Annotated in this window: 19 protein-coding genes; 10 read left to right on the top strand and 9 right to left on the bottom strand. The window is 71.1% G+C overall.

All coding sequences use genetic code 11. The features are described from left to right. Positions 1 to 94: 94 nt before the first annotated feature. Positions 95 to 1,516: an ATP-binding protein gene (locus HD593_RS46540; RefSeq protein ID WP_185109312.1), complete on the bottom strand. Its 1,422-nt coding sequence runs from the start codon at positions 1,514 to 1,516 to the stop codon at positions 95 to 97. Then, on the bottom strand, positions 1,513 to 3,162 hold the full coding sequence (locus HD593_RS46535; RefSeq protein ID WP_185109311.1) for an NAD(P)/FAD-dependent oxidoreductase: 1,650 nt from the start codon (positions 3,160 to 3,162) through the stop codon (positions 1,513 to 1,515). The genes HD593_RS46540 and HD593_RS46535 overlap by 4 nt, the downstream gene beginning before the upstream one ends. 85 nt (positions 3,163 to 3,247) lie before the next feature. Between HD593_RS46535 and HD593_RS46530 the strand changes: the two genes are divergently transcribed. After that, positions 3,248 to 3,820: a TetR/AcrR family transcriptional regulator gene (locus tag HD593_RS46530; protein ID WP_185109310.1), complete on the top strand. Its 573-nt coding sequence runs from the start codon at positions 3,248 to 3,250 to the stop codon at positions 3,818 to 3,820. Here HD593_RS46530 and HD593_RS46525 read toward each other — a convergent pair. Continuing rightward, on the bottom strand, positions 3,810 to 4,571 hold the full coding sequence (locus HD593_RS46525; RefSeq protein ID WP_185109309.1) for an SDR family oxidoreductase: 762 nt from the start codon (positions 4,569 to 4,571) through the stop codon (positions 3,810 to 3,812). The two genes, HD593_RS46530 and HD593_RS46525, sit on opposite strands and share 11 nt — an antisense overlap. A 23-nt stretch (positions 4,572 to 4,594) precedes the next feature. Next, entirely contained in the window at positions 4,595 to 5,452 is an 858-nt protein-coding gene (locus tag HD593_RS46520) for an RNA polymerase sigma-70 factor (protein WP_185112543.1), read from the bottom strand. A gap of 94 nt (positions 5,453 to 5,546) precedes the next feature. Here HD593_RS46520 and HD593_RS46515 point away from each other — a divergent pair, with 94 nt between their 5' ends. Then, complete coding sequence (locus HD593_RS46515; protein WP_185109308.1) at positions 5,547 to 6,221, top strand: ThuA domain-containing protein; 675 nt, start codon at positions 5,547 to 5,549, stop codon at positions 6,219 to 6,221. On the opposite strand, the gene HD593_RS46510 is transcribed toward HD593_RS46515, so the two are convergent. Next, a complete protein-coding gene (locus tag HD593_RS46510; RefSeq protein WP_185109307.1) occupies positions 6,211 to 6,621 on the bottom strand; it encodes a TIGR03668 family PPOX class F420-dependent oxidoreductase in 411 nt (136 codons plus the stop codon). The two genes, HD593_RS46515 and HD593_RS46510, sit on opposite strands and share 11 nt — an antisense overlap. A 49-nt stretch (positions 6,622 to 6,670) precedes the next feature. Here HD593_RS46510 and HD593_RS46505 point away from each other — a divergent pair, with 49 nt between their 5' ends. After that, on the top strand, positions 6,671 to 7,552 hold the full coding sequence (locus HD593_RS46505; protein WP_185109306.1) for a hypothetical protein: 882 nt from the start codon (positions 6,671 to 6,673) through the stop codon (positions 7,550 to 7,552). 15 nt (positions 7,553 to 7,567) lie between these two features. On the opposite strand, the gene HD593_RS46500 is transcribed toward HD593_RS46505, so the two are convergent. Both HD593_RS46500 and HD593_RS46495 read right to left on the bottom strand, forming a co-directional pair. Continuing rightward, complete coding sequence (locus HD593_RS46500; protein ID WP_185109305.1) at positions 7,568 to 8,188, bottom strand: MerR family transcriptional regulator; 621 nt, start codon at positions 8,186 to 8,188, stop codon at positions 7,568 to 7,570. Between the two features lie 15 nt (positions 8,189 to 8,203). Beyond that, complete coding sequence (locus HD593_RS46495; RefSeq protein WP_185109304.1) at positions 8,204 to 9,052, bottom strand: LysR family transcriptional regulator; 849 nt, start codon at positions 9,050 to 9,052, stop codon at positions 8,204 to 8,206. A gap of 404 nt (positions 9,053 to 9,456) precedes the next feature. Between HD593_RS46495 and HD593_RS46490 the strand changes: the two genes are divergently transcribed. Further along, complete coding sequence (locus tag HD593_RS46490) at positions 9,457 to 10,527, top strand: thiolase C-terminal domain-containing protein (protein WP_185109303.1); 1,071 nt, start codon at positions 9,457 to 9,459, stop codon at positions 10,525 to 10,527. 27 nt (positions 10,528 to 10,554) lie between these two features. Here the strand turns inward: HD593_RS46490 and HD593_RS46485 are convergent, their stop codons facing one another. Next, positions 10,555 to 11,601, bottom strand: a complete 1,047-nt coding sequence (locus tag HD593_RS46485; protein WP_185109302.1) for an N-acetylglucosamine kinase — start codon at positions 11,599 to 11,601, stop codon at positions 10,555 to 10,557. A 60-nt stretch (positions 11,602 to 11,661) separates the two neighbouring features. Here HD593_RS46485 and HD593_RS46480 point away from each other — a divergent pair, with 60 nt between their 5' ends. The 6 genes from HD593_RS46480 (at position 11,662) to HD593_RS46455 (ending at position 17,783) form a co-directional block, all read left to right on the top strand. Continuing rightward, positions 11,662 to 12,531, top strand: coding sequence for a MurR/RpiR family transcriptional regulator (locus HD593_RS46480; protein WP_312904222.1), 870 nt, complete (start codon positions 11,662 to 11,664; stop codon positions 12,529 to 12,531). Next, on the top strand, positions 12,528 to 13,274 hold the full coding sequence (locus tag HD593_RS46475) for a sugar isomerase domain-containing protein (protein WP_185109301.1): 747 nt from the start codon (positions 12,528 to 12,530) through the stop codon (positions 13,272 to 13,274). Before HD593_RS46480 ends, HD593_RS46475 begins: the two co-directional genes overlap by 4 nt. A gap of 135 nt (positions 13,275 to 13,409) precedes the next feature. After that, positions 13,410 to 14,774 carry a cellulose binding domain-containing protein gene (locus HD593_RS46470; protein WP_185109300.1) on the top strand — a complete coding sequence of 455 codons (1,365 nt, stop codon included), beginning with the start codon at positions 13,410 to 13,412 and terminating at the stop codon, positions 14,772 to 14,774. Positions 14,775 to 14,833: 59 nt separating this feature from the next. Further along, complete coding sequence (locus HD593_RS46465) at positions 14,834 to 16,090, top strand: extracellular solute-binding protein (RefSeq protein WP_185109299.1); 1,257 nt, start codon at positions 14,834 to 14,836, stop codon at positions 16,088 to 16,090. Continuing rightward, on the top strand, positions 16,090 to 16,968 hold the full coding sequence (locus tag HD593_RS46460) for a carbohydrate ABC transporter permease (RefSeq protein WP_185109298.1): 879 nt from the start codon (positions 16,090 to 16,092) through the stop codon (positions 16,966 to 16,968). Before HD593_RS46465 ends, HD593_RS46460 begins: the two co-directional genes overlap by 1 nt. Next, complete coding sequence (locus HD593_RS46455) at positions 16,965 to 17,783, top strand: carbohydrate ABC transporter permease (RefSeq protein WP_185109297.1); 819 nt, start codon at positions 16,965 to 16,967, stop codon at positions 17,781 to 17,783. Before HD593_RS46460 ends, HD593_RS46455 begins: the two co-directional genes overlap by 4 nt. Before the next feature lie 34 nt (positions 17,784 to 17,817). On the opposite strand, the gene HD593_RS46450 is transcribed toward HD593_RS46455, so the two are convergent. Further along, a complete protein-coding gene (locus HD593_RS46450) occupies positions 17,818 to 18,294 on the bottom strand; it encodes a GntR family transcriptional regulator (protein ID WP_312904220.1) in 477 nt (158 codons plus the stop codon). Positions 18,295 to 18,394: the final 100 nt, after the last annotated feature.

Genomic DNA, 18,394 nt, shown 5'->3' with positions numbered 1-18,394 from the left:
GCCGTCGTCCACACGCCCCCGTCGGAATTTCGGTCATCCATTACACGCGGTCAGGAGACGTCCTGACAAGACCGGGGCCGGTAACGATGCGCGATCAGCTCGTGGCCGAGGGCTCCCGCAGCGGCAGCCGTACCTCGAACCAGGTCTCGCCCGGCACCGAGCGCACCTTGATCTCGCCGCCGTGCCGGCCGGCCACGATCCGGTAGGAGATGTCCAGGCCGAGCCCCGTGCCCTCGCCCACGCTCTTGGTGGTGAAGAACGGCTCGAAGATGCGGTCCTTGATCGCCTCGGGCACGCCGGGGCCGGTGTCGCCGATCTCGACGATCGCCTCGTCCTCGTCGTACGCGGTGCGGATGGTCAGCGTGCCCTCCTGGCCCATCGCGTCGAGGGCGTTGTGGATGAGGTTCGTCCAGACCTGGTTGAGCTCGCCCGCGTAGCAGGGCAGCTCGGGCAGCGTGCGGTCGTAGTCGGTGACCACGCTGATGCCCGGCGGGATCTTGCCGCGGAAGATCGCCACCGTGCTGTCGAGCAGCTCGTGCACGTTCACCTGCTGGAACGGCGCGCGGTCCATCTGGGAGTACTGCTTGGCCGAGCGGATCAGCGTCGTGATGCGCTCGGTCGCCTCGGTCACCTCGTCGAGCATCTGCGAGATCTCGATGGCCTCGGCCAGCCAGTGCAGCGCCTTCGGCGTGTGCTCCGCGCCCACCTTGGCGCGGATCTTCTGCAGGTACGCGCTGGTGAAACCGGCGTTGACCAGCGCCGGGGCCAGCTCCCACGCGTCCTCGACGCCCACCTCCTCCAGCGCCTCGCCCAGCTCGTCCTCGGCGTCGGAGATCTCCAGCGGCGAGCGCTTCTCCGCCTGGCCCAGGTTGCTCGTGCACGCCTCCTGCGCCTCGATGAGCGCGCGCAGCTTGTCGGGCGGGATGCCGTCCTCGGCGAGCTGGGCGAGCTGGAAACGCGAGGTCTTGATCAGCGAGCGCAGCTCGCTCACCGCCCGCACGGCCGCCGCCGCCGGGTTGTTCAGCTCGTGCGTGAGCCCGGCCGTGATCGTGCCGAGCGCGGTCAGCCGCTGCCGCCGGTCGATGATCTCCCGCTGCATGCGCCCGCCGGACAGCAGCCCGTCGAGCAGGTGCATCGCCATCGGGAACCACTCGGCCACGATGTAGGCGAACTTCTTGGCGGGCAGCATGAACATCCGCGACGGCGCGGTGGCGCGCAGCGTGTGCTGGTAGGTCTGCGGCGCCCGGTCGCCGAGGTAGGCCGAGGTGGCGCCGCCGTAGACGCCGGGCTGCGACGTGCGGGGCATCGCGACGGTCCCCGCGGTGACCGTCTCGTTGATCATCTGGATCTCGCCCTCGAGCAGCACCGCGAAGCACTCGGCCGGCTCGCCCTGCCGGACGATGTCCTCGTCCTGCGCGTAGGTCTGCACCGCGCCGCTCATCGCGAGCTTGGTGAGCTGCTCGTCGGACAACCGCTCGAAGAGGAAGAGCTTGCGCAACTCGTCTATGTCGATCATTGCTTCTCCAGGTACCGATGCACGAGCGCGACGGCCATCGCGCCCTCCCCGACGGCGGATGCCACCCTCTTGATCGATTCGGCGCGCACGTCGCCCGCCGCCAGCACCCCCGGCACGTTCGTCTCCAGGAAGTACGGCTCGCGCCGCAGCGGCCAGTTGCGCGGCCGCCGCCCGCCCTGCACCAGGTCGGGCCCGGTCAGCACGAACCCGCGCGCGTCCCGCTCGATCGTCTCGCCCAGCCACGACGTGTACGGCTCGGCCCCGATGAACACGAACAACCACTGCGCGTCCACCGTGCGCTCCTCGCCCTTGGTGGACAAGGTCAGCCGCTCCAGGTGCCCGTCACCGCTCCCGGCGACGACCTGCGTGTCGACGTGCACCTCGATGTTGGGGATCGCGGCGATCTGCTCGATGAGGTAGTGAGACATGGATTTCTCCAAACCATCACTTCTCACCAACAAGTGGACCTTGCTCGCGAATCCCGACAGGTAGACGGCCGCCTGGCCCGCCGAGTTGGCCGCGCCCACGATGAACACCTCGGTGTCCTTGCACGCCGGTGCTTCGGTCAGCGCGGCGCCGTAGAAGACGCCGCGCCCCACGAACTCGTCCAGCCCCGGCGCCTCCAGCCTCCGGTAGGTGACGCCGGTGGCCAGGATCACCGCGTGCGCCGCGATCTCGCCGCCGTCCTTGAACCCGATCACCCGCGCCTGCCCGCGCGGCTCCAGGCTCGTCACCTTCCGCGCCGTCAGCAGCTCCGCCCCGAACTTCAGCGCCTGCCTGCGCGCCCGGTCGGCGAGCTGCTGGCCGGAGACGCCGTCGGGGAAGCCCAGGTAGTTCTCGATCCTGGAGCTCTGGCCCGCCTGCCCGCCCGAGGAGTACGCCTCGACCAGCACGGTGTTCAGCCCTTCAGAGGCGCCGTACACGGCGGCGCCGAGCCCGGCGGGGCCGCCGCCCACCACGATCAGGTCGTAGAAGTCGGTCGCCGGAGTCGTCGACAGCCCCACCGCCGTGGCCAGCGTCGCCTGGTCGGGCGACTCCAGCGTGGTGCCGTCGGACGTCACCACCAGCGGCAGGTGACACCCCTCGCCCGCCGCCTTCACCAGCTGCGCGCCCTCCGGGTCCTCCGCCAGCATCCACTGGTACGGCACGTGGTTGCGGGCCAGGAAGTCACGCACCCGGTACGACGGCGCCGACCACCGGTCGCCCACCACCCGCAGCTCGGCCCGCTCCACCCGGTCGGTACGCAACCAGGCGTCGAGCTGCCCGTCGATCACCGGATAGAACTTCTCCTCCGGCGGGTCCCACGGCTTGAGCAGGTAATGGTCCAGATCGACGACGTTGATCGCCTGGATCGCCGCGTCGGTGTCGGCGTAGGCGGTCAGCAGCACGCGGCGCGCGTACGGATACATGTCCATCGCGGCCTCGAGGAACTGCACGCCGTTCATCTGCGGCATCCGGTAGTCGGCCAGGATCGCCGCCACCTCGTCGCCGCGCAGCCGCATCTCGCGTACCGCGTCGATGCCGTCCCTGGCGGTCTCCGCGCGCACGATCCGGTATTCCTGCCCGTATCGGCGTCTCAGGTCGCGGGCGACCGCCCGCGAGACGCCCGGGTCATCATCCACCGTAACGATGACCGGCTTCTCCATGCCCCACGCCCTTCTTCAAGGTCTTCCTCCTCAGAGGATGTCATGTCCCCCCGTGTGAGTGGGCACGCGCTCATATCATGGGCGGATGGGCACACGCGACCGCATCATCGACGCGGCTGAGCAGGCGATTCACGAGTTCGGCATCGCGGGGGCCACCACCAAGCGCATCGCCCAGCGGGCCTCCTGCTCCGAGGCGCTGCTCTACAAGCACTTCGCGAACAAGGAGGAGCTCTTCCTCGCCGTGCTGCTGGAGCGCATGCCCGCGCTCGGCCCCGCCCTGGCGAAGCTGCGGCTCGGCGTGGGGCAGGGGGACCTCAGGGCCAACCTCGTCGAGTTCGCGGGCATGGCCCTGGAGTTCTACAGCAGGGCCATGGCCGTCGCCGGAGGCGTGCTGGGCGATCCGCCGCTCATGGCCGGGTTCAGGAGCATGCTGGCCAAGAACGACCTGGGCCCGCACCTGCCGGTGCAGGCGCTGGCCGAGATCCTGCGGGCGGAGCGGGAGGCGGGCCGGGTCGAGCCGGGCCTCGACCCGGGCGCCGCCGCGTCCCTGCTGATGGGCGCCTGCTTCCACCGGGCGAACCTGTCGCACTTCGTGGACCTGCCCGACGACGACGCCACCTGGGCCGCCTCGATCGTCGACACCCTGTTCAGGAGATGACGCGGCTCTCCCCGCCGTCCACCAGCAGCGAGACCCCGTTCACGAACGACGCCCGCTCGCTGGCCAGGAACGCCACCACGTCGCCCACCTCCTCCGGCCGCCCGATGCGGCCCACCGGCACGCTCTCGCCCCGCTCGCGCAGCGCCTCCTCGCTGCCCGACAGCTCGCGCAGCCGCTCGGTCTCGATGGGGCCCGGCATGACGTTGTTGACGCGTACGCCGTCGCGCCCCACCTCGCGGGCCAGCGTGCGCACGACGCCGGCGACCGCGGAGCGCATGGCGTTCGACAGCGCCAGGTTGTCCAGCGCCTCCCTGGCCGACCTGCTGGTGATCGTGACGATCCGGCCCCAGCCGCGCGAGCGCATCTCCGGCAGCACCGCGTGCACCAGGCGTACGGTGCCGAGCAGGTTGCGCTGGACGGCCACGTCCCAGTCGTCGAGCCCGACCGCGTCGAACCGGCCCGCCGGCGGCCCGCCCGCGTTCGCGACGAGGATGTCGACGGGCCCGAGCACGTCGCGCGTCTCCTCGGCCAGCCGCCGGGCGGCGGCCGGATCCTCCACGTCGGCCAGCACCGCGTGCACGACCTTGCCGAACTCCTGCAGCTCCACCACCGCGTCCGCGAGCTTCTCCGGGTCGCGGGCGCTGACGCACACGTCGCAGCCCTCCCGCGCCAGGCTCTTGGCGGCGGCGAGCCCGAGGCCCGCGCTGCCGCCGGTGACGAGTGCGACCTTGCCAGCGATGCCGAGATCCATAGGGGCGACTATAGATCGCCCGCTCAGGTCAGGTGCACGTGTGTCAGCTTGTCGGGGTTCAGCACGCCGTAGATCTCGCTGATGCGGCCGTCCCTGATGCCGATCATGACGAGCTGCTGGTGCCCGCCCACCTGGGTGGCGACGGCGGGCAGGCCGTTGACCTCGACCATTCGTACCTGCTTGTAGTCGTAGCGCGCGACCAGCGCGAGCAGGAACGAGGCCACCTTGGCCCGGCCGACGATCGGCCGCAGCGCCGCCCTGACCTTGCCGCCGCCGTCGTTGTAGGACACGACGTCCTCGTGCAGCAGCTCGGTGAGCGCGGCCAGGTCGCCGCCGCCGGCCGCCCGCATGAACGTCCTCAGCAGCTCCGCGTGCTCCTCGCTGGACGGGCGGAACCGGTCACGCCCCTCGGCCAGCCGTACGGAGGCCCGGTGGTGCAGCTGCCTGGCGTTCGCGACGGAGGAGCCGACGATCTCGGCGATCTCGTCGTACGGCAGCTCGAACGCCTCCCGCAGCACGAACACCGCCCGCTCCGGCGGCGAGAGCCGCTCCATCATGTGCAGCGTCGCGTACGAGACCGTGTCGCGCAGCTCCGCCGTGTCCAGCGGCCCCGCCTGCGCGGTCTCGACCGGCTCCGGCAGCCACGGCCCCGTGTAGGCCTCCCGCTTGACCCGCGCGGAGCGGAGCTGGTCGAGCGCCAGCCGCGAGACCACGGTCACCAGGAACGCCCGCGGCTCCCTGATCTCGGCGTGGTCGGTGGCCTGCCAGCGCAGCCAGGCCTCCTGCACCACGTCCTCGGCGTCCCACATGCTGCCGAGCAGGCGGTAGGCCAGCCCGAGCAGCATGGGCCTGTGCTCCTCGAAGTCGTCCACGACCGGCATCATGCCCTGTCCCAGGAGCGGGAGGCGCCCCGGGGGCCGCTGGTTTCCCGGCCAACGGGTAGAAAACCAGCGGTAAGCATGATGAGCTGGGCAAGTGGCGAGAAATCTAATCCTGTCAGGAGGCCTGTTCCATGACTTCGCCGCCACATCGGCCGCCCTCGCGGAGGTGCTGGCCGAGGTGGGGGTCGAGTCGGAGATCACCGAGGACATCGCGGGCGCGCTCAGCGAGCCGTCGGAGGTCCAGCTCATCACCGTCAACGCGCTGCGCTGGCAGATGGACCAGGACCGCTTCGCCGACCTGCGCGACGAGTGGGGCTTCGCCTTGCCGGCACAGGCCCGCACCACCCTCCTCGACCACCTCGACCGGGGCGGCGGGCTGCTGTGCATGCACTCGGCGTCGATCTGCTTCGACGACTGGCAGGGCTGGCCGCGCGTCCTGGGCGGCTGCTGGACCTGGCCCAAGTCCCACCACCCGCCGCTGGGCTGGACCGGCGTGCGGGTGCACGGCGAGCATCCGGTGGTCGACGGGCTGCGCGACTTCGACGTGGTGGACGAGGTCTACAGCGACCTCGACGTGCTGCCCGACGTCGAGCCGCTGGCCTCCTCGAACGGCCAGCCGCTGATCTGGGCGCGGCCGGTGCGGCGCGGCCGGGTCCTCTACGACGCGCTGGGCCACGACACCCGCTCCTACGACAACGAGATCCACCGGACGCTGCTGCAGCGGGCGGCGCTGTGGCTGCTCAAGCGGCCGGTCACGATCACGGAGTAGCGGCCCAGCCGCTCCACCTGGTCACCTCGACGAGGATGGCGGGGCCGGCGGGCCGGCGCTCGCGGTACTGCGCGTACCTGGCCACCAGCGCGTCGAGCGCCCGCTCGCGGTCGTCCCCCTGCTCCAGGACGACGGCCCGCCCGTCGGCCCGCACCCACCACAGCCGGGTCCAGTCGTCCTCGTAGTGGTCGGCGAGCACGCTCACGGCGGGGTTGGCCCTGATGTGGCTCAGCCGCCTGAGGTGGGTGGTGGTCTTCGGCTTGTGGTCCACCGCCGTCACGATCCTCGCGCCGAGCAGCGCGTACGTGATGGGCACCAGGCGCGGCGCGCCGTCGGGGCCGGCCCACGCCAGCCGGGCCACCTTCGCGGAGCGGAACCTCGCCTGCGCGTCGAACGCCATGTCCGGAACCTACAAGACCGGGAGGCGCCGATCTGGGCACGATGACCGCATGAACGTGAACCTTTCCCTGATCCCGGGCTTCCTGGCCGGGCACGGGCGTGTCCTCGACCGCCGCCGCTACGACCTGCTCACCGGGGCGGGCGACGCGGCCGGCGTGCTGGCGGCCCTGGAGGGATACCGCAACGCCGACGGCGGCTACGGCTGGGGGCTGGAGCCCGACCTGCGCTCGCCCGAGAGCCAGCCGGGTGCGGCGCTGCACGCCTTCGAGGCGTTCGAGGAGATCGGCCCGGTCACCTCGCCGCACGCCGCGGCGCTGTGCGACTGGCTGGACTCGGTGACGCTGCCCGACGGCGGGCTGCCGTTCTCGCTGCCGCTGACGCTCTCCACGGCGACCGCGCCCTGGTGGGCGGGCGGCGACGCGACCACCTCGTCCCTGCAGATCACCGCCGTCACCGCGGCCGCCGCCCACCGCGTGGCCGCCCACGACCCGGCCGTGGCCGCGCATCCGTGGCTGGAGAAGGCCACGCGTTACTGCCTCGGCACGATCCAGGCGCTGGAGGAGCCGCCGTCCGCGTACGTGCTGCTCTTCGCGGTGCACTTCCTCGACTCGGTGGACGACCCCCGTACGGCCGGCCTGCTCAAGCGGCTCGGCGGCCGCATCCCCGAGGACGGCCGGGTGCCCGTCGCCGGCGGCACCGAGAACGAGGCCCTGCGCCCGCTGGACTTCGCCCCGCTCCCCGGGCGGCCGGCCCGCGACCTGTTCGACCCCGAGGTGATCGCGGCCGACCTCGTCAGGCTGGCGGGGGAGCAGCAGGACGACGGCGGGTGGACCGTGGACTACGCGCGGATCTCACCGGCCGGGTCGCTGGAGTGGCGCGGCGCCGCCACGGTCAACGCCGTGCGGATCCTGCGGGCGAACGGCCTCGTCTGAAGTACCGGGCCGCGCTCAGCGGGCCAGGCGCTTGGCCGACTCCGACTCGTGGGCCATGCGGCGCAGCGTGTCGAGCGCCCTGCCGTACAGGACCGTGCCGAGGACCAGCGCCTCCACGGCGGCGTCGCGCGGGCCGTCGAACGGGATGCTGTCCATCTCCACCTCCGCCACCAGCTTCCGCGCCACCTCCACGTACGGCGCCAGGTCGACGGCCAGGCCGAGCTGGCGCATCCTGACCAGCGTCTGGGCCAGCTCGTCCCGGGTGGGGGCGTCGGGGTGCACGTCCCAGCCCAGGTCCGCGACGAGCGTGTCCACCTCGGCGCGGGCGGCCTGCCACTCCTCGCCGGGCTCGGGCTCGACGGCCGGGCTGAGCGCCCAGTGGGCGGTCCCCAGCATCTGGTGGACGGGCAGCGACTCGTCCTCGACGGCGGCCACGATCTTCTTGATCGAGGCCACGGAGAGCCGGCCCACGTCGAGCAGGGCCCGGATCAGGCGGAGCCTGCGCAGGTGCGTCTCGTCGTACTCGGCCCTGGTCGCTGCCGTCTGCTCGCCCTGGTGGAGCATGCCTTCACGGAGGTAGTACTTGATCGTGGGGATGGCCACCCCTGACCTGGCGCTGAGTTCGGAGATCCGCATCGTTAGATAATAATGCTATCCAGAACGTGCCAGATGCCGGGCCGCGCTCACCAGCTCGTGCACGTCGGCCTGGCGGTTCCACAGGAAGACCACCTCCAGCGGCGGCACGTCCTCCTTGATCGGGACGAACACCAGGGTGCCGGGCACCGTCGTGCCCTCGCGCACGCACAAAGCGTAACCCGTGCCCTCCTTCACCATGTTGACGACCAGGTCGTGGCCGGCCGCCGACGGGCCCAGGCGGGGGTGCAGGCGCTGGCGTACGAAGGCCTCCAGGAACCGGCGGGCCCCGGCCACGGCGTCGGACTCCGGCATGATCAGCGGCTCGCCCGCCAGGTCCGACAGCGACAGCGCCTCGTGCTGCGCCAGGTGGTGCTCCCGGTGCAGCAGCGCGCGCACCGGGAAACGCTGGATCAGCATGCGGCCCACCCCGCGCGGCAGCGAGCCGGGCGCGTACCCGAGCCCCGCCTGGAGGGCGCCGTCCGCGATCGAGACGATCTGCTCGGCCGTGCCCATGGGCGCCATGCGCAGGCGGCCGGTGTGGAGCTGGGAGAGCAGCCGGGCGGCGACGTCCGCCAGGCCGTCGGCCACGCCCAGGCGGGAGGTCTCGCCCGTGCACCTGGCGGCGGCCACGGCCCGCTCGAAGGCGTCGAGGGCGACGGTCGCCTGGGCCAGGAACGCCTCACCCGCCTCGGTCAGCGTCACCCCGCTCGACGAGCGGCTGAACAGCTCGACGCCGATCTCCTTCTCCAGCGCTCTGAGCTGCTCCGACAGCGTCGGCTGAGCGATGTGCAGCGACGCGGCGGCCCGGCGGAGGCTGCCTGCTCGTGCGATCGCCATCGCGTACCGGACATAGCGTAGATCCATCGCTCACCTCGGCGTAATGATGATGAGCTATCGGGAGATCACACCTCCGTATTACAAGAGGGGCTAGCTTCCGTGAAGATGTCCAGTCACCTATATGCACGGATATTTCCTGCTATTCGTGGTTCTGTGCAGGTCAGGCGGGTTGGGCGGCGATAAGCCGGGATGTGCGGCGAATGTCGCCGGGCGGGAAATGGCGTCATTGTGGCCGCCCGAAATTCGGTGAGGTGAGGGGGTGGTCCGGAGGTCGCGCCGCCGGCGGTGCCGGGATGTGCTGTCAGTGATCCCGAGGTGCGCTGCCGGTGATCCTGGGGTGCGCTGCTCAATGCCAAGCAAGCGCTTGCCTTGTCGCGTCGGCGGGGCTAGCGTGACGGGCGATCAGTCTGCGCTCGGGCGGGAGGAGGGTCATGCAGCCCTTCGCGGGGCGGGCGGCCGTGGCCGGGGTCGGGATGACGGCCCTGAGCAGGGAGTCGGGCCGCACCGAGCTGGACCTGGCGGCCGAGGCGTGCCGGGCCGCGTGCGCGGACGCCGGGATCGCGCCGCGCGAGGTGGACGCCGTCCTCAGCTACCACCTGAACGACTCCGCGCCCGTCGTCCAGGTCGCCAGGGCCCTCGGCATCGAACGGCTCGGCTGGCACAACGACATCGCGGGAGGCGGCACGCAGGCGGCCTCGATCCTGGGCGACGCCGCCATGCTCGTCCACTGCGGCCTGGCCCGCAACATCCTCGTCTACCGGGCGCTCAACGGCCGCTCCGGCAAGCGCATGAACACCGTCTCCACCGGCCCCCAGGAGCGCTACACGTACGGGCTGGCCGGCCCCATCCCGCTGTTCGCCCTGGCCGCCACCCGCTACCTGCACGAGACCGGGCTCACCGCCGAGCACCTGCACGCCGTCGTCGCCCAGTCCAGGCAGAACGCCAAGGCCAACCCCCGCGCCCTGCGCCGCGAGCCGCTCGAACTCGCCGACTACCTGTCCAGGCCGTACGTCTGCACCCCGCTGCGCACGGTCGACTGCTGCCAGGAGACCGACGGGGCGTGCGCCCTGCTGGTCAGCGGCGTGCTGGACGGGCCGCGCGTGCGGGCGGTGGTACGCGGAGGCGGGCCCGGCTGCTCGTCGATGGACCGCGCGGCCGATGTCACGGCGATCTTCTCGGCGTACGTGGCGCCCATGCTCTGGGAGGCGTCCGGCATGCGGCCGTCGGACGTGGACGTGGCGGTGCCGTACGACGCCTACTCGTGGCTGGTGCCCAGGCAGCTGGAGGACTTCGGGCTGGTGGCGCGGGGGGAGCTGGGGGCGTACCTGCTGGAGCGGCGGCACGCGTGGGTGAACCCGCACGGCGGGCTGCTGTCCGAGGGGTACGTGCACGGGCTGAACAACGTGGCCCAGGCCGTGCGGGAGCTGCGCTCGGCGGGTGAGGTGGCGCTGGTGACGGGGTTCGGCGGCAGCTACGGGAGCGCGGCCCTGCTCGTACGGTGACATCGGGTGAAATGCTGGTGGCCTCGGTTACGCCGTGCGCCGCGCGGCGGCGGGATGGACGAAGCGCTGATGGCGGGCCCGTGACTCGTCCGGGCCCAGGAACGGGCGCGCCGCCAACCAGGCCGCCGCCCCGGCCGCATCGCCCGCCGTGGCCACCTCGTGGGCGGTCCCGCTCGCCAGCAGCCTGATGACGGCCTCACGCACCGGCCCCTCGCTGGTGAGCACGCTCCCGGCCAGCACCACGGGCCCGGAGTCGTGCACGCTCCGCAAGGTCGCCACCAGCCGGGACGCGGCCTCGCGCACGACTTCCACCGCCATCGGATCACCCGCCGCGGCCGCCTGGCTGACCAGCGGCGCCAGCTCGGCGAGCGCGAGCGGCGGCCGCGCGTGCACCGCCGCCGCCAGCCGCGCCACCGGATCGGCGCCCGGCCCATCGGGCAGCAGGTGCCGCACGACAAGCGGCACCATCCCACCGCCCCCACCGGCCACGTCGCGTCCCGCCACAGGCGCATCGCCGCCCGCCGCGCCGGGTTCCATCACCACCCCTGCACCACCCGCCGTACCTTCGTCAGCGGTGGCGAGGGCGCGGATGGTGGCGCGGGCGGCGGCGCGGCCGAGCCAGAAGGCCGAGCCCTCGTCCCCGAGCTGCCACCCGAACCCGTCGGCGGTGGCGACAGCCCGATGGTCGATAATTTTTGCCGCGATCGCCCCCGTCCCCGAGATCAGCACGCTCCCGGACGCCACCGCCGTCCCGGCGGCGAAGGCGGTGACGTCGTCACCCACGGACGCGACCGGAACCCCGGGCAGCACCTTACGGAAGACCTGATCCGCCAGCGCCGCACACGCCTCCGGACTGCCCGCCACTCCCATCACCACGGCCTCCACCTGCCCCGGAGCGGCCCCATTCAGAGCAGCCCGCACGGCCGCCTCCAGGTTGGCGGCCGCCCGGTCACGGCCGAGCGACCCCGGGTTGCCCCCGCCCGCGCCCCCGCGCCGCAGCACCTCCCCCGCCATGGTGAACAGCGCCGCCCGCGACGACGTGCCGCCGGCATCGACACCCAGAACCAGTCGCATGTCAAAAATTATTGCCGAACAGCCTTGACGGCACCAGACTCTGAGCATAATTATCACCGCGTGGAACTCCTCAACCGCATCAGAGCCGACCAGCCCGACATGCCCGAGGCCCTGCGGAAGGTGGCCGACGCCATCCTCGAAGGCCCAGCGGAGGCAGCCCGGCTGACCATCGTCGACCTGGCCGAGCGGAGCAGGACGTCCACGGCCACCATCACCCGCTTCTGCCGCGCCCTGGGCTTCGCCGGCTACGCCGAGCTGCGCGTGGCCATCGCCACCGAGACGGGCCGGGTCGCCCAGCAGACCTGGGAGACCGACATCGGCCAGGAGATCCTGCCCGACGACAGCCTCGAACGGGTGCTCGGCGTCGTCTCCGGCAACGACATCCGCCTGATCCAGGAGACCCGCGACCAGCTCGACCTGGCCGTGGTGGAGAAGGTCGCGCAGGCGGTGGCGCGGGCGGGGCGGGTGCTGCTGTTCGGGGTGTCGAGCAGCGCCGCCGTGGCCAGCGAGATGGAGTACCGGCTGCAGCGGATGCGCGTACCGACCTGGAGCAGGTCCGACGCCCACAGCGCGCTCACCGACGCGGCGCTGCTCGGCCAGGGCGACGTGGCGATCGGGATCTCCCACAGCGGCAGGACCCGCGAGGTCATCGAGGTGCTGGCGGAGGCGGGCAGCCACGGCGCGATCACCGTCGCCGTCACCTCGCAGCCGAGGTCGCCGCTGGCCGAGGTGGCCGAGCTGGTCCTGACCACGGCCAGCAGGGCGACGAGCTTCCGGTCCGAGGGGTTCGCCGCGATCCACTCGCAGTTGCTGGTGCTCGACGTCGTGTACGTGTCGGTCGCCCAGCGCACCTACGAGCGTACGAAACAGGCCTTCGACGTCACCGTCCGGGCAGTGGCCGGACACCGTCTACCAGAAGGGGATGTATGACGATCGACCCGAGAGACTTCGCCGACCGTATCGCCCACCTCGTCCAGAAAATCCCGGACGACCCTGAGATCACCCGCGCCGCCGACCTGTTCACCAAGGCCCTGACCGCCGGCGGCGTCATCCAGGCGTTCGGCTCGGGCCACTCCGAGGCCGTCGCGATGGAGATCGCCGGGCGCGCGGGCGGCCTCGTCCCCACCAACCGCCTCGCCCTCAGGGACATCGTCCTGTACGGCGACGCGCCCCGCTCCGAGCTCGACCGCTACGACCTCGAACGCGACCCCGCCATCGCCCGCACCCTGCTCGACCTGGCCCCGGTCCAGCGGCACGACCTGTTCGTCATCATCTCCAACTCCGGCGTGAACGGCGTGGTCGTCGAGCTCGCCACCCTCGTCAAGGAGCGCGGTCACGACCTGATCGCGATCACTTCCCGCGCGCACGGTGAAGCCGCCGCGTCCCGCCACCCGTCGGGCCGCAAGCTCACCGACCTGGCCGACGTCGTCCTGGACAACCACGCCCCGTACGGCGACGCCGTCCTGCCCCTGCCCGGCGGAGGCGCGACCGGGGCCGTCTCCACGATCACCTCCGCGCTGCTGGCCCAGCTCGTGGTCACGCAGACAGTACGCAACCTGCTCGAAGCGGGCGAAGTGCCGCCCGTGTACCTCTCGGCCAACGTCCCCGAGGGCGACGAGCACAACCTCCGCCTGGAGGCCCGCTACGCGGGCCGCATCCGCCGCGGCGCCTGACCCCCTTCACGCCGCCCGACCCCTTCACAGCGCCCGACATGTTCACGGCGCCTGACCTCTTCACCAAGCACCACTGCTCTCTTCGGCATGCACACCATTCGGGGGCCCGCACAACCTGCAAGGAGAACCCCACTCATGTCCAGAAATTTCGGAAAACTCCTCGTCTCCTTAGCCCTCCCCGCCATCCTCGTCGCGGTGACCCTGATCGCCGCCCCGGCCAGCGCCGCCCAGGCCGTCCGCCTCCAGTACCGCACCAGCGCCCCCGGCGCCACCACCGCCCAGGCCGAGCCCTGGCTTCGCCTGTTCAACGACGGCACCACCACGATCCCGCTCAACCAGGTCAAGATCCGCTACTACCTCACGGGCACGGAGACGTACCGCTTCGCCTGCTCCTGGGCCGTCGTCGGCTGCGCCACGATCACGGGCAGGTTCGCCCCGCAGGAGGGCGGCAAGCAGTACCTGGAGGTCGGCTTCACCTCAGGCAGCCTGAGCCCGGGCCAGAACACCAGCGACATGCAGCTCCGCTTCTACCGCGCCGACTGGCAGACCTTCGCCCAGAGCGACGACTACTCCTACGGCGCGAACACCGCGTACACGAACTGGGACAAGGTCACCGTCTACGTGAACGGCCAGCTCGCCTGGGGCAACCCCACGGGCACCGACCCCGATCCCGACCCCGACCCCGACCCGACCGATCCTCCGGGCGGCGGCACCGGCGAGCTCTTCGACGACTTCACCTACTCCAGCTCGACCGACCCGCGCCTGGCCCAGCGCGGCTGGACCGTGCGCTCCAGCTCCGGCGGCCCCGGCGTGCCCGGCGCCACCTGGTCGCCCGGCGCCGTCTCGTTCCCCGGCGGCCTGCTGACGCTCGACTCCTCCACGAACGGCACCGCCGCCGGCACCGTCCAGACCGAGCTGTCCACCGCGAGCCGCAAGTTCCACGAGGGCACCTACGCGGCCCGCGTCCGCTTCAGCGACGCCCCCACCAGCGGCCCGGACGGCGAGCACGTGGTGCAGACGTTCTTCACCATCACCCCGCTCGCCTACAACCTGGACCCGAACTACGGCGAGCTCGACTTCGAGTACCTGCCGAACGGCGGCTGGGGCGAGCCGTCGAACATCCTGTACGCCACGAGCTGGGAGACCTACCAGGGCGAGCCGTGGCAGGCCGTCAACACCCACACCGAGGAGCGCACCAGCTTCGCCGGCTGGCACGACCTGGTCATCCAGGTCTCGGGCGGCCGGATCAAGTACTACGTGGACGGCCGCCTGTTCGCCGACCACGGTGACATCTACTACCCCGAGACGCCGATGTGGATCATGTTCAACCAGTGGTTCATCGATCTCCAGGGCGTGACCGGGACCCGTACGTACCGGCAGCAGGTCGACTACCTCTACCACAGCAAGAACGAGGTCGTCCCGCCCGCCACCGTGCTCAGCCGCGTCGCCGCGCTGCGTGCCGCCGGCACCGCGTTCAAGGACACCGTCCCCAACCCGTGACTGACCCCCGCGCCCGCCCGCGCGGGCGGGCGCGGGCACCCCCCGTGAAGAGGAATGCCATGAAACACCGCATCCTGGCCCTGGCGGCCGTGCTGGCACTGAGCGCGTGCGGCACCCCGGCCGAGGAGCCCAAGGCGAGCGGCCCCGCCGAGCCGACCAAGCTGACCGTCTGGATCATGGACGGCAGCGTCACCGAGGAGCTGCTGAAGAAGTTCGAGACCGAGTACGAGACGGCGCACCAGGGCATCGACCTCGACATCCAGATCCAGGCGTGGGACGGCATCGGCGAGCGCGTCACCGCGGCCCTGGCCAGCACCGACGCGCCCGACGTGATCGAGGTGGGCAACACCCAGGTCGCCCAGTACTCGGCCAGCGGCGGCGTGACCGACCTGACCGCCAAGGTGGGTGACCTGAAGGGCGCGGACTGGCTGCCGGGCCTCGCCCAGCCGGGGAACATCGACGGCAAGCAGTACGGGATCCCCTGGTACGCCGCCAACCGCGTGGTCGTCTACAACAAGGACCTGTTTGAGGCGGCAGGCATCTCGAAACCCCCCGCGACTCGCGACGAATGGCTGGAAATCACGGAAAAGCTCAACAAGGACGGTAATCAGGGCATCTACCTGACCGGCCAGACCTGGTACGCCCTGGCCGGCTTCATCTGGGACGAGGGCGGCGACCTGGCGGTCCAGGAGGGCGGCAAGTGGAAGGGCGCCCTCGACACGCCCCAGGCCCTGGCGGGCATGGACTTCTACAAGCAGCTCCAGGCCCTCGGCAAGGGCCCCAAGGACGCGGACGAGGCGAACCCGCCCCAGCACGAGGTGTTCGCGCAGGGCAAGGCCGCCCAGATCATCGCCGTCCCCGGCATCGCCGCCCGCGTCCTGGAGGTGGACGCGAAGCTCAAGGACAAGATGGGCTTCTTCCCCATCCCGGGCAAGACGGCCGACAAGCCGGGCACGGTGTTCACGGGCGGCTCCGACCTCATCATCCCGGCCGCGTCGCAGCGCCAGGAGGAGGCGTACGAGCTGGTCAAGGCCCTGGCCGGCGAGCAGTTCCAGACCGAGCTGGCCAAGGCCATGAGCTTCGTGCCGAACCGTACCTCGCTGGCGGGGGTGCTGTCGGGTGACGAGGGCACCGCGGCCATGGCCGAGGGCGCCGCCAACGGCCGCGCCACCCCGAACACCCCGAACTGGGCCGCCGTCGAGGCCACGTCCGTCATCAAGCAGTACATGACGGCCGTGCTCACCGGGGGCGATCCGGCGGCGGAGGCGCGCAAGGTCTCGGAGTCGATCACCGCCACCCTGAACAGCGGATCCTGATGCGGACCCGTTCCCCCTGGCCCTACCTGCTCATCGCACCCACGGTGGCAGGCGGGGCCTTCCTCCTGCTCTATCCGCTGCTGAAGGCGACGGTGATCTCGTTCCAGCACTTCCGCATGGGCGAGCTGATCAGAGGCGGGGCCGCGTTCGTCGGCCTGGAGAACTACGTCGAACTGCTGTCGGGCGAGGAGTTCTGGCAGGTACTGGCGCGCACCCTGGCCTGGACAGCGATCAACGTGGTGCTCATCGTGGGGCTGGCCACGGGGATCGCGCTGATGCTCCCGCGCCTGCGCCGCGGCCTGCGGCTGGCGCTGATGAGCGCCCTCGCCCTGGCCTGGGCCACGCCGATCATCGCGGCCACCACCATCTTCCAGTGGCTGTTCCAGTCGGAGCTGGGAGTGGTGAACTGGCTGCTGGTCACGCTCGGCTTCGACTCCTTCCGCGGCTACACCTGGTTCGCGGACGGCACGGCCACGTTCGCCGTACTCGTGATCCTCGTCGTGTGGCAGTCCGTCCCGTTCGCCGCGCTCACCCTGTACGCGGGCCTGACCACCATCCCCGTGGAGCTCTTCGAGTCGGCCAGGATAGACGGCGGCACCGGCTGGCAGGTGTTCTGGAAGGTCACGTTCCCCATGCTCAGACAGCTCTTCGCGCTCATCACCTCGCTGGAGGTGATCTGGGTGGCCAAGTGCTTCCCCCAGATCTGGGTGCTCAGCCAGGGCGGCCCCGGCGACGCCACGACCACCCTGCCGGTGTACGCGTTCAAGGTCGCCCGCGTCCTGCACCGCTACGACCTCGGCTCGGCGGTCGCCATGCTGACGGTCGTCCTGCTCGCCATCGCCCTGGTCGCCAACCTGCGCCGGATGGTGCGCTCATGAGACGACTCCTGCTGAACGCCTCGGCCGTGGCCGTCCTCATCGTGACGATCTTTCCGGTCTACTGGATGTTCCTGACCGCGTTCAAACCCACCCGCGACATCCAGTCGGACACCCCGACCTTCTGGCCCGCCAGCCCCACCCTCGACCACTTCGTGACCGCCGTGAACGCCCCGGGCTTCTGGACCTACTGGCTCAACAGCCTGCTCGTCACCGCAGGCGCGGTGCTGATCGCCCTGCTGGTGGCGCTGATGGCGGCCTTCGCCGTGGCCCGCATGCGGTGGCGGGGCCGGGGCGCGTTCGTGGTGGCGGTCTTCGCGGCGCAGATGGCCCCGTGGGAGGCGCTGCTGGTGCCGGTCTTCATCATCGCCCGCGACACGGACCTGCTGGACTCCCTGGCCATGCTGACCGGCGTCTACTTCATGATCACGCTGCCGTTCACCATCGTCACCCTGCGCGGCTTCCTCGCCGCGATCCCGCCGGAGCTGGAGGAGGCGGCCCAGGTGGACGGCTGCAGCCGCCTGGTGGCCTTCCGGCGCGTGGTCTTCCCGCTCCTGGCGCCGGGCCTGATGGCCACCTCCCTGTTCGGCTTCATCACGGCCTGGAACGAGTTCGCGTTCGTCAACGTGCTCATCATCAAGGACCAGGACAAGCGCACGCTGCCGGTGTGGCTGTCGTCGTTCAGGGACGTCTTCGGCACGGACTGGGGCGCCACCATGGCCGCCGCCAGCCTGTTCGCCCTGCCGGTGCTGCTGCTCTTCCTGTTCCTGCAGCGCCACGTCGGGACGGGGATGACGGCGGGGGCGGTCAAGGGCTGAATCCGGACGTATCGCTACAACTAGGTAAGCGGTCTCACGCCTGGGGCCATGACTCCTTGAGGGAGACGTAGCTGCCGCGCTGGGCGACGGTGTAGATCCAGCCCTGCTCCCGCAGCAGCGCCATGGCCCGGCGTACCGTCTCCCGTGCCACGCCGTACTGCTTCACCAGTGCGGTCTCGCCCGGTATGGGCCGTCGCGGAGGGTACTTGCCTGCCTTGATCTGTTCGGCGAGGTCTGTGGCGATCTGCTGGTAGAGCGGCACTTTGCGCCGCTGGCGCGGCCCGCCGGCCGACGGCCCGACGAAGGCGCCCTCCCCCTGAACGGTGTAGACCAGCCCCTCCTCGCGCAGCACGTGGACCGCCCGCCGCGCGGTGGTCCTGGCCACTCCGAACTCCTCCTGGATCTCCGCCTCGCTCGGTATCGGATGCCCCGCCGAGAGCCCGGCGACCCGATCCCGGAGGATGTCGGCGATCTGGAGGTAGATGTGGGTGTCCCCTTCGTAGTCGAGCACGTAAGAAACATAGGCCAAGGCGGGGCAAGAGCGCTCAAATGAAGACATCTAAACAGACGAATCGACCGCTGCACGAAGACAAGGCCAGACGACCAGTCAT

The organism is Nonomuraea rubra, assembly GCF_014207985.1.
Classification (GTDB): Bacteria; Actinomycetota; Actinomycetes; order Streptosporangiales; family Streptosporangiaceae; genus Nonomuraea; species Nonomuraea rubra.
Note: the sequence above shows the minus strand (reverse complement) of the source record. Positions and strands in the feature narration are given on the sequence as shown.

What these genes read in the sequence shown, in the direction of transcription:
- HD593_RS46540 (WP_185109312.1), bottom strand. Translation starts at nt 1,516, where the DNA reads ATGATCGACATAGACGAGTTGCGCAAGCTCTTCCTCTTCGAGCGGTTG.
- HD593_RS46535 (WP_185109311.1), bottom strand. Translation starts at nt 3,162, where the DNA reads ATGGAGAAGCCGGTCATCGTTACGGTGGATGATGACCCGGGCGTCTCG.
- HD593_RS46530 (WP_185109310.1), top strand. Translation starts at nt 3,248, where the DNA reads ATGGGCACACGCGACCGCATCATCGACGCGGCTGAGCAGGCGATTCAC.
- HD593_RS46525 (WP_185109309.1), bottom strand. Translation starts at nt 4,571, where the DNA reads ATGGATCTCGGCATCGCTGGCAAGGTCGCACTCGTCACCGGCGGCAGC.
- HD593_RS46520 (WP_185112543.1), bottom strand. Translation starts at nt 5,452, where the DNA reads ATGCCGGTCGTGGACGACTTCGAGGAGCACAGGCCCATGCTGCTCGGG.
- HD593_RS46510 (WP_185109307.1), bottom strand. Translation starts at nt 6,621, where the DNA reads ATGGCGTTCGACGCGCAGGCGAGGTTCCGCTCCGCGAAGGTGGCCCGG.
- HD593_RS46505 (WP_185109306.1), top strand. Translation starts at nt 6,671, where the DNA reads ATGAACGTGAACCTTTCCCTGATCCCGGGCTTCCTGGCCGGGCACGGG.
- HD593_RS46500 (WP_185109305.1), bottom strand. Translation starts at nt 8,188, where the DNA reads ATGCGGATCTCCGAACTCAGCGCCAGGTCAGGGGTGGCCATCCCCACG.
- HD593_RS46495 (WP_185109304.1), bottom strand. Translation starts at nt 9,052, where the DNA reads ATGGATCTACGCTATGTCCGGTACGCGATGGCGATCGCACGAGCAGGC.
- HD593_RS46490 (WP_185109303.1), top strand. Translation starts at nt 9,457, where the DNA reads ATGCAGCCCTTCGCGGGGCGGGCGGCCGTGGCCGGGGTCGGGATGACG.
- HD593_RS46485 (WP_185109302.1), bottom strand. Translation starts at nt 11,601, where the DNA reads ATGCGACTGGTTCTGGGTGTCGATGCCGGCGGCACGTCGTCGCGGGCG.
- HD593_RS46475 (WP_185109301.1), top strand. Translation starts at nt 12,528, where the DNA reads ATGACGATCGACCCGAGAGACTTCGCCGACCGTATCGCCCACCTCGTC.
- HD593_RS46470 (WP_185109300.1), top strand. Translation starts at nt 13,410, where the DNA reads ATGTCCAGAAATTTCGGAAAACTCCTCGTCTCCTTAGCCCTCCCCGCC.
- HD593_RS46465 (WP_185109299.1), top strand. Translation starts at nt 14,834, where the DNA reads ATGAAACACCGCATCCTGGCCCTGGCGGCCGTGCTGGCACTGAGCGCG.
- HD593_RS46460 (WP_185109298.1), top strand. Translation starts at nt 16,090, where the DNA reads ATGCGGACCCGTTCCCCCTGGCCCTACCTGCTCATCGCACCCACGGTG.
- HD593_RS46455 (WP_185109297.1), top strand. Translation starts at nt 16,965, where the DNA reads ATGAGACGACTCCTGCTGAACGCCTCGGCCGTGGCCGTCCTCATCGTG.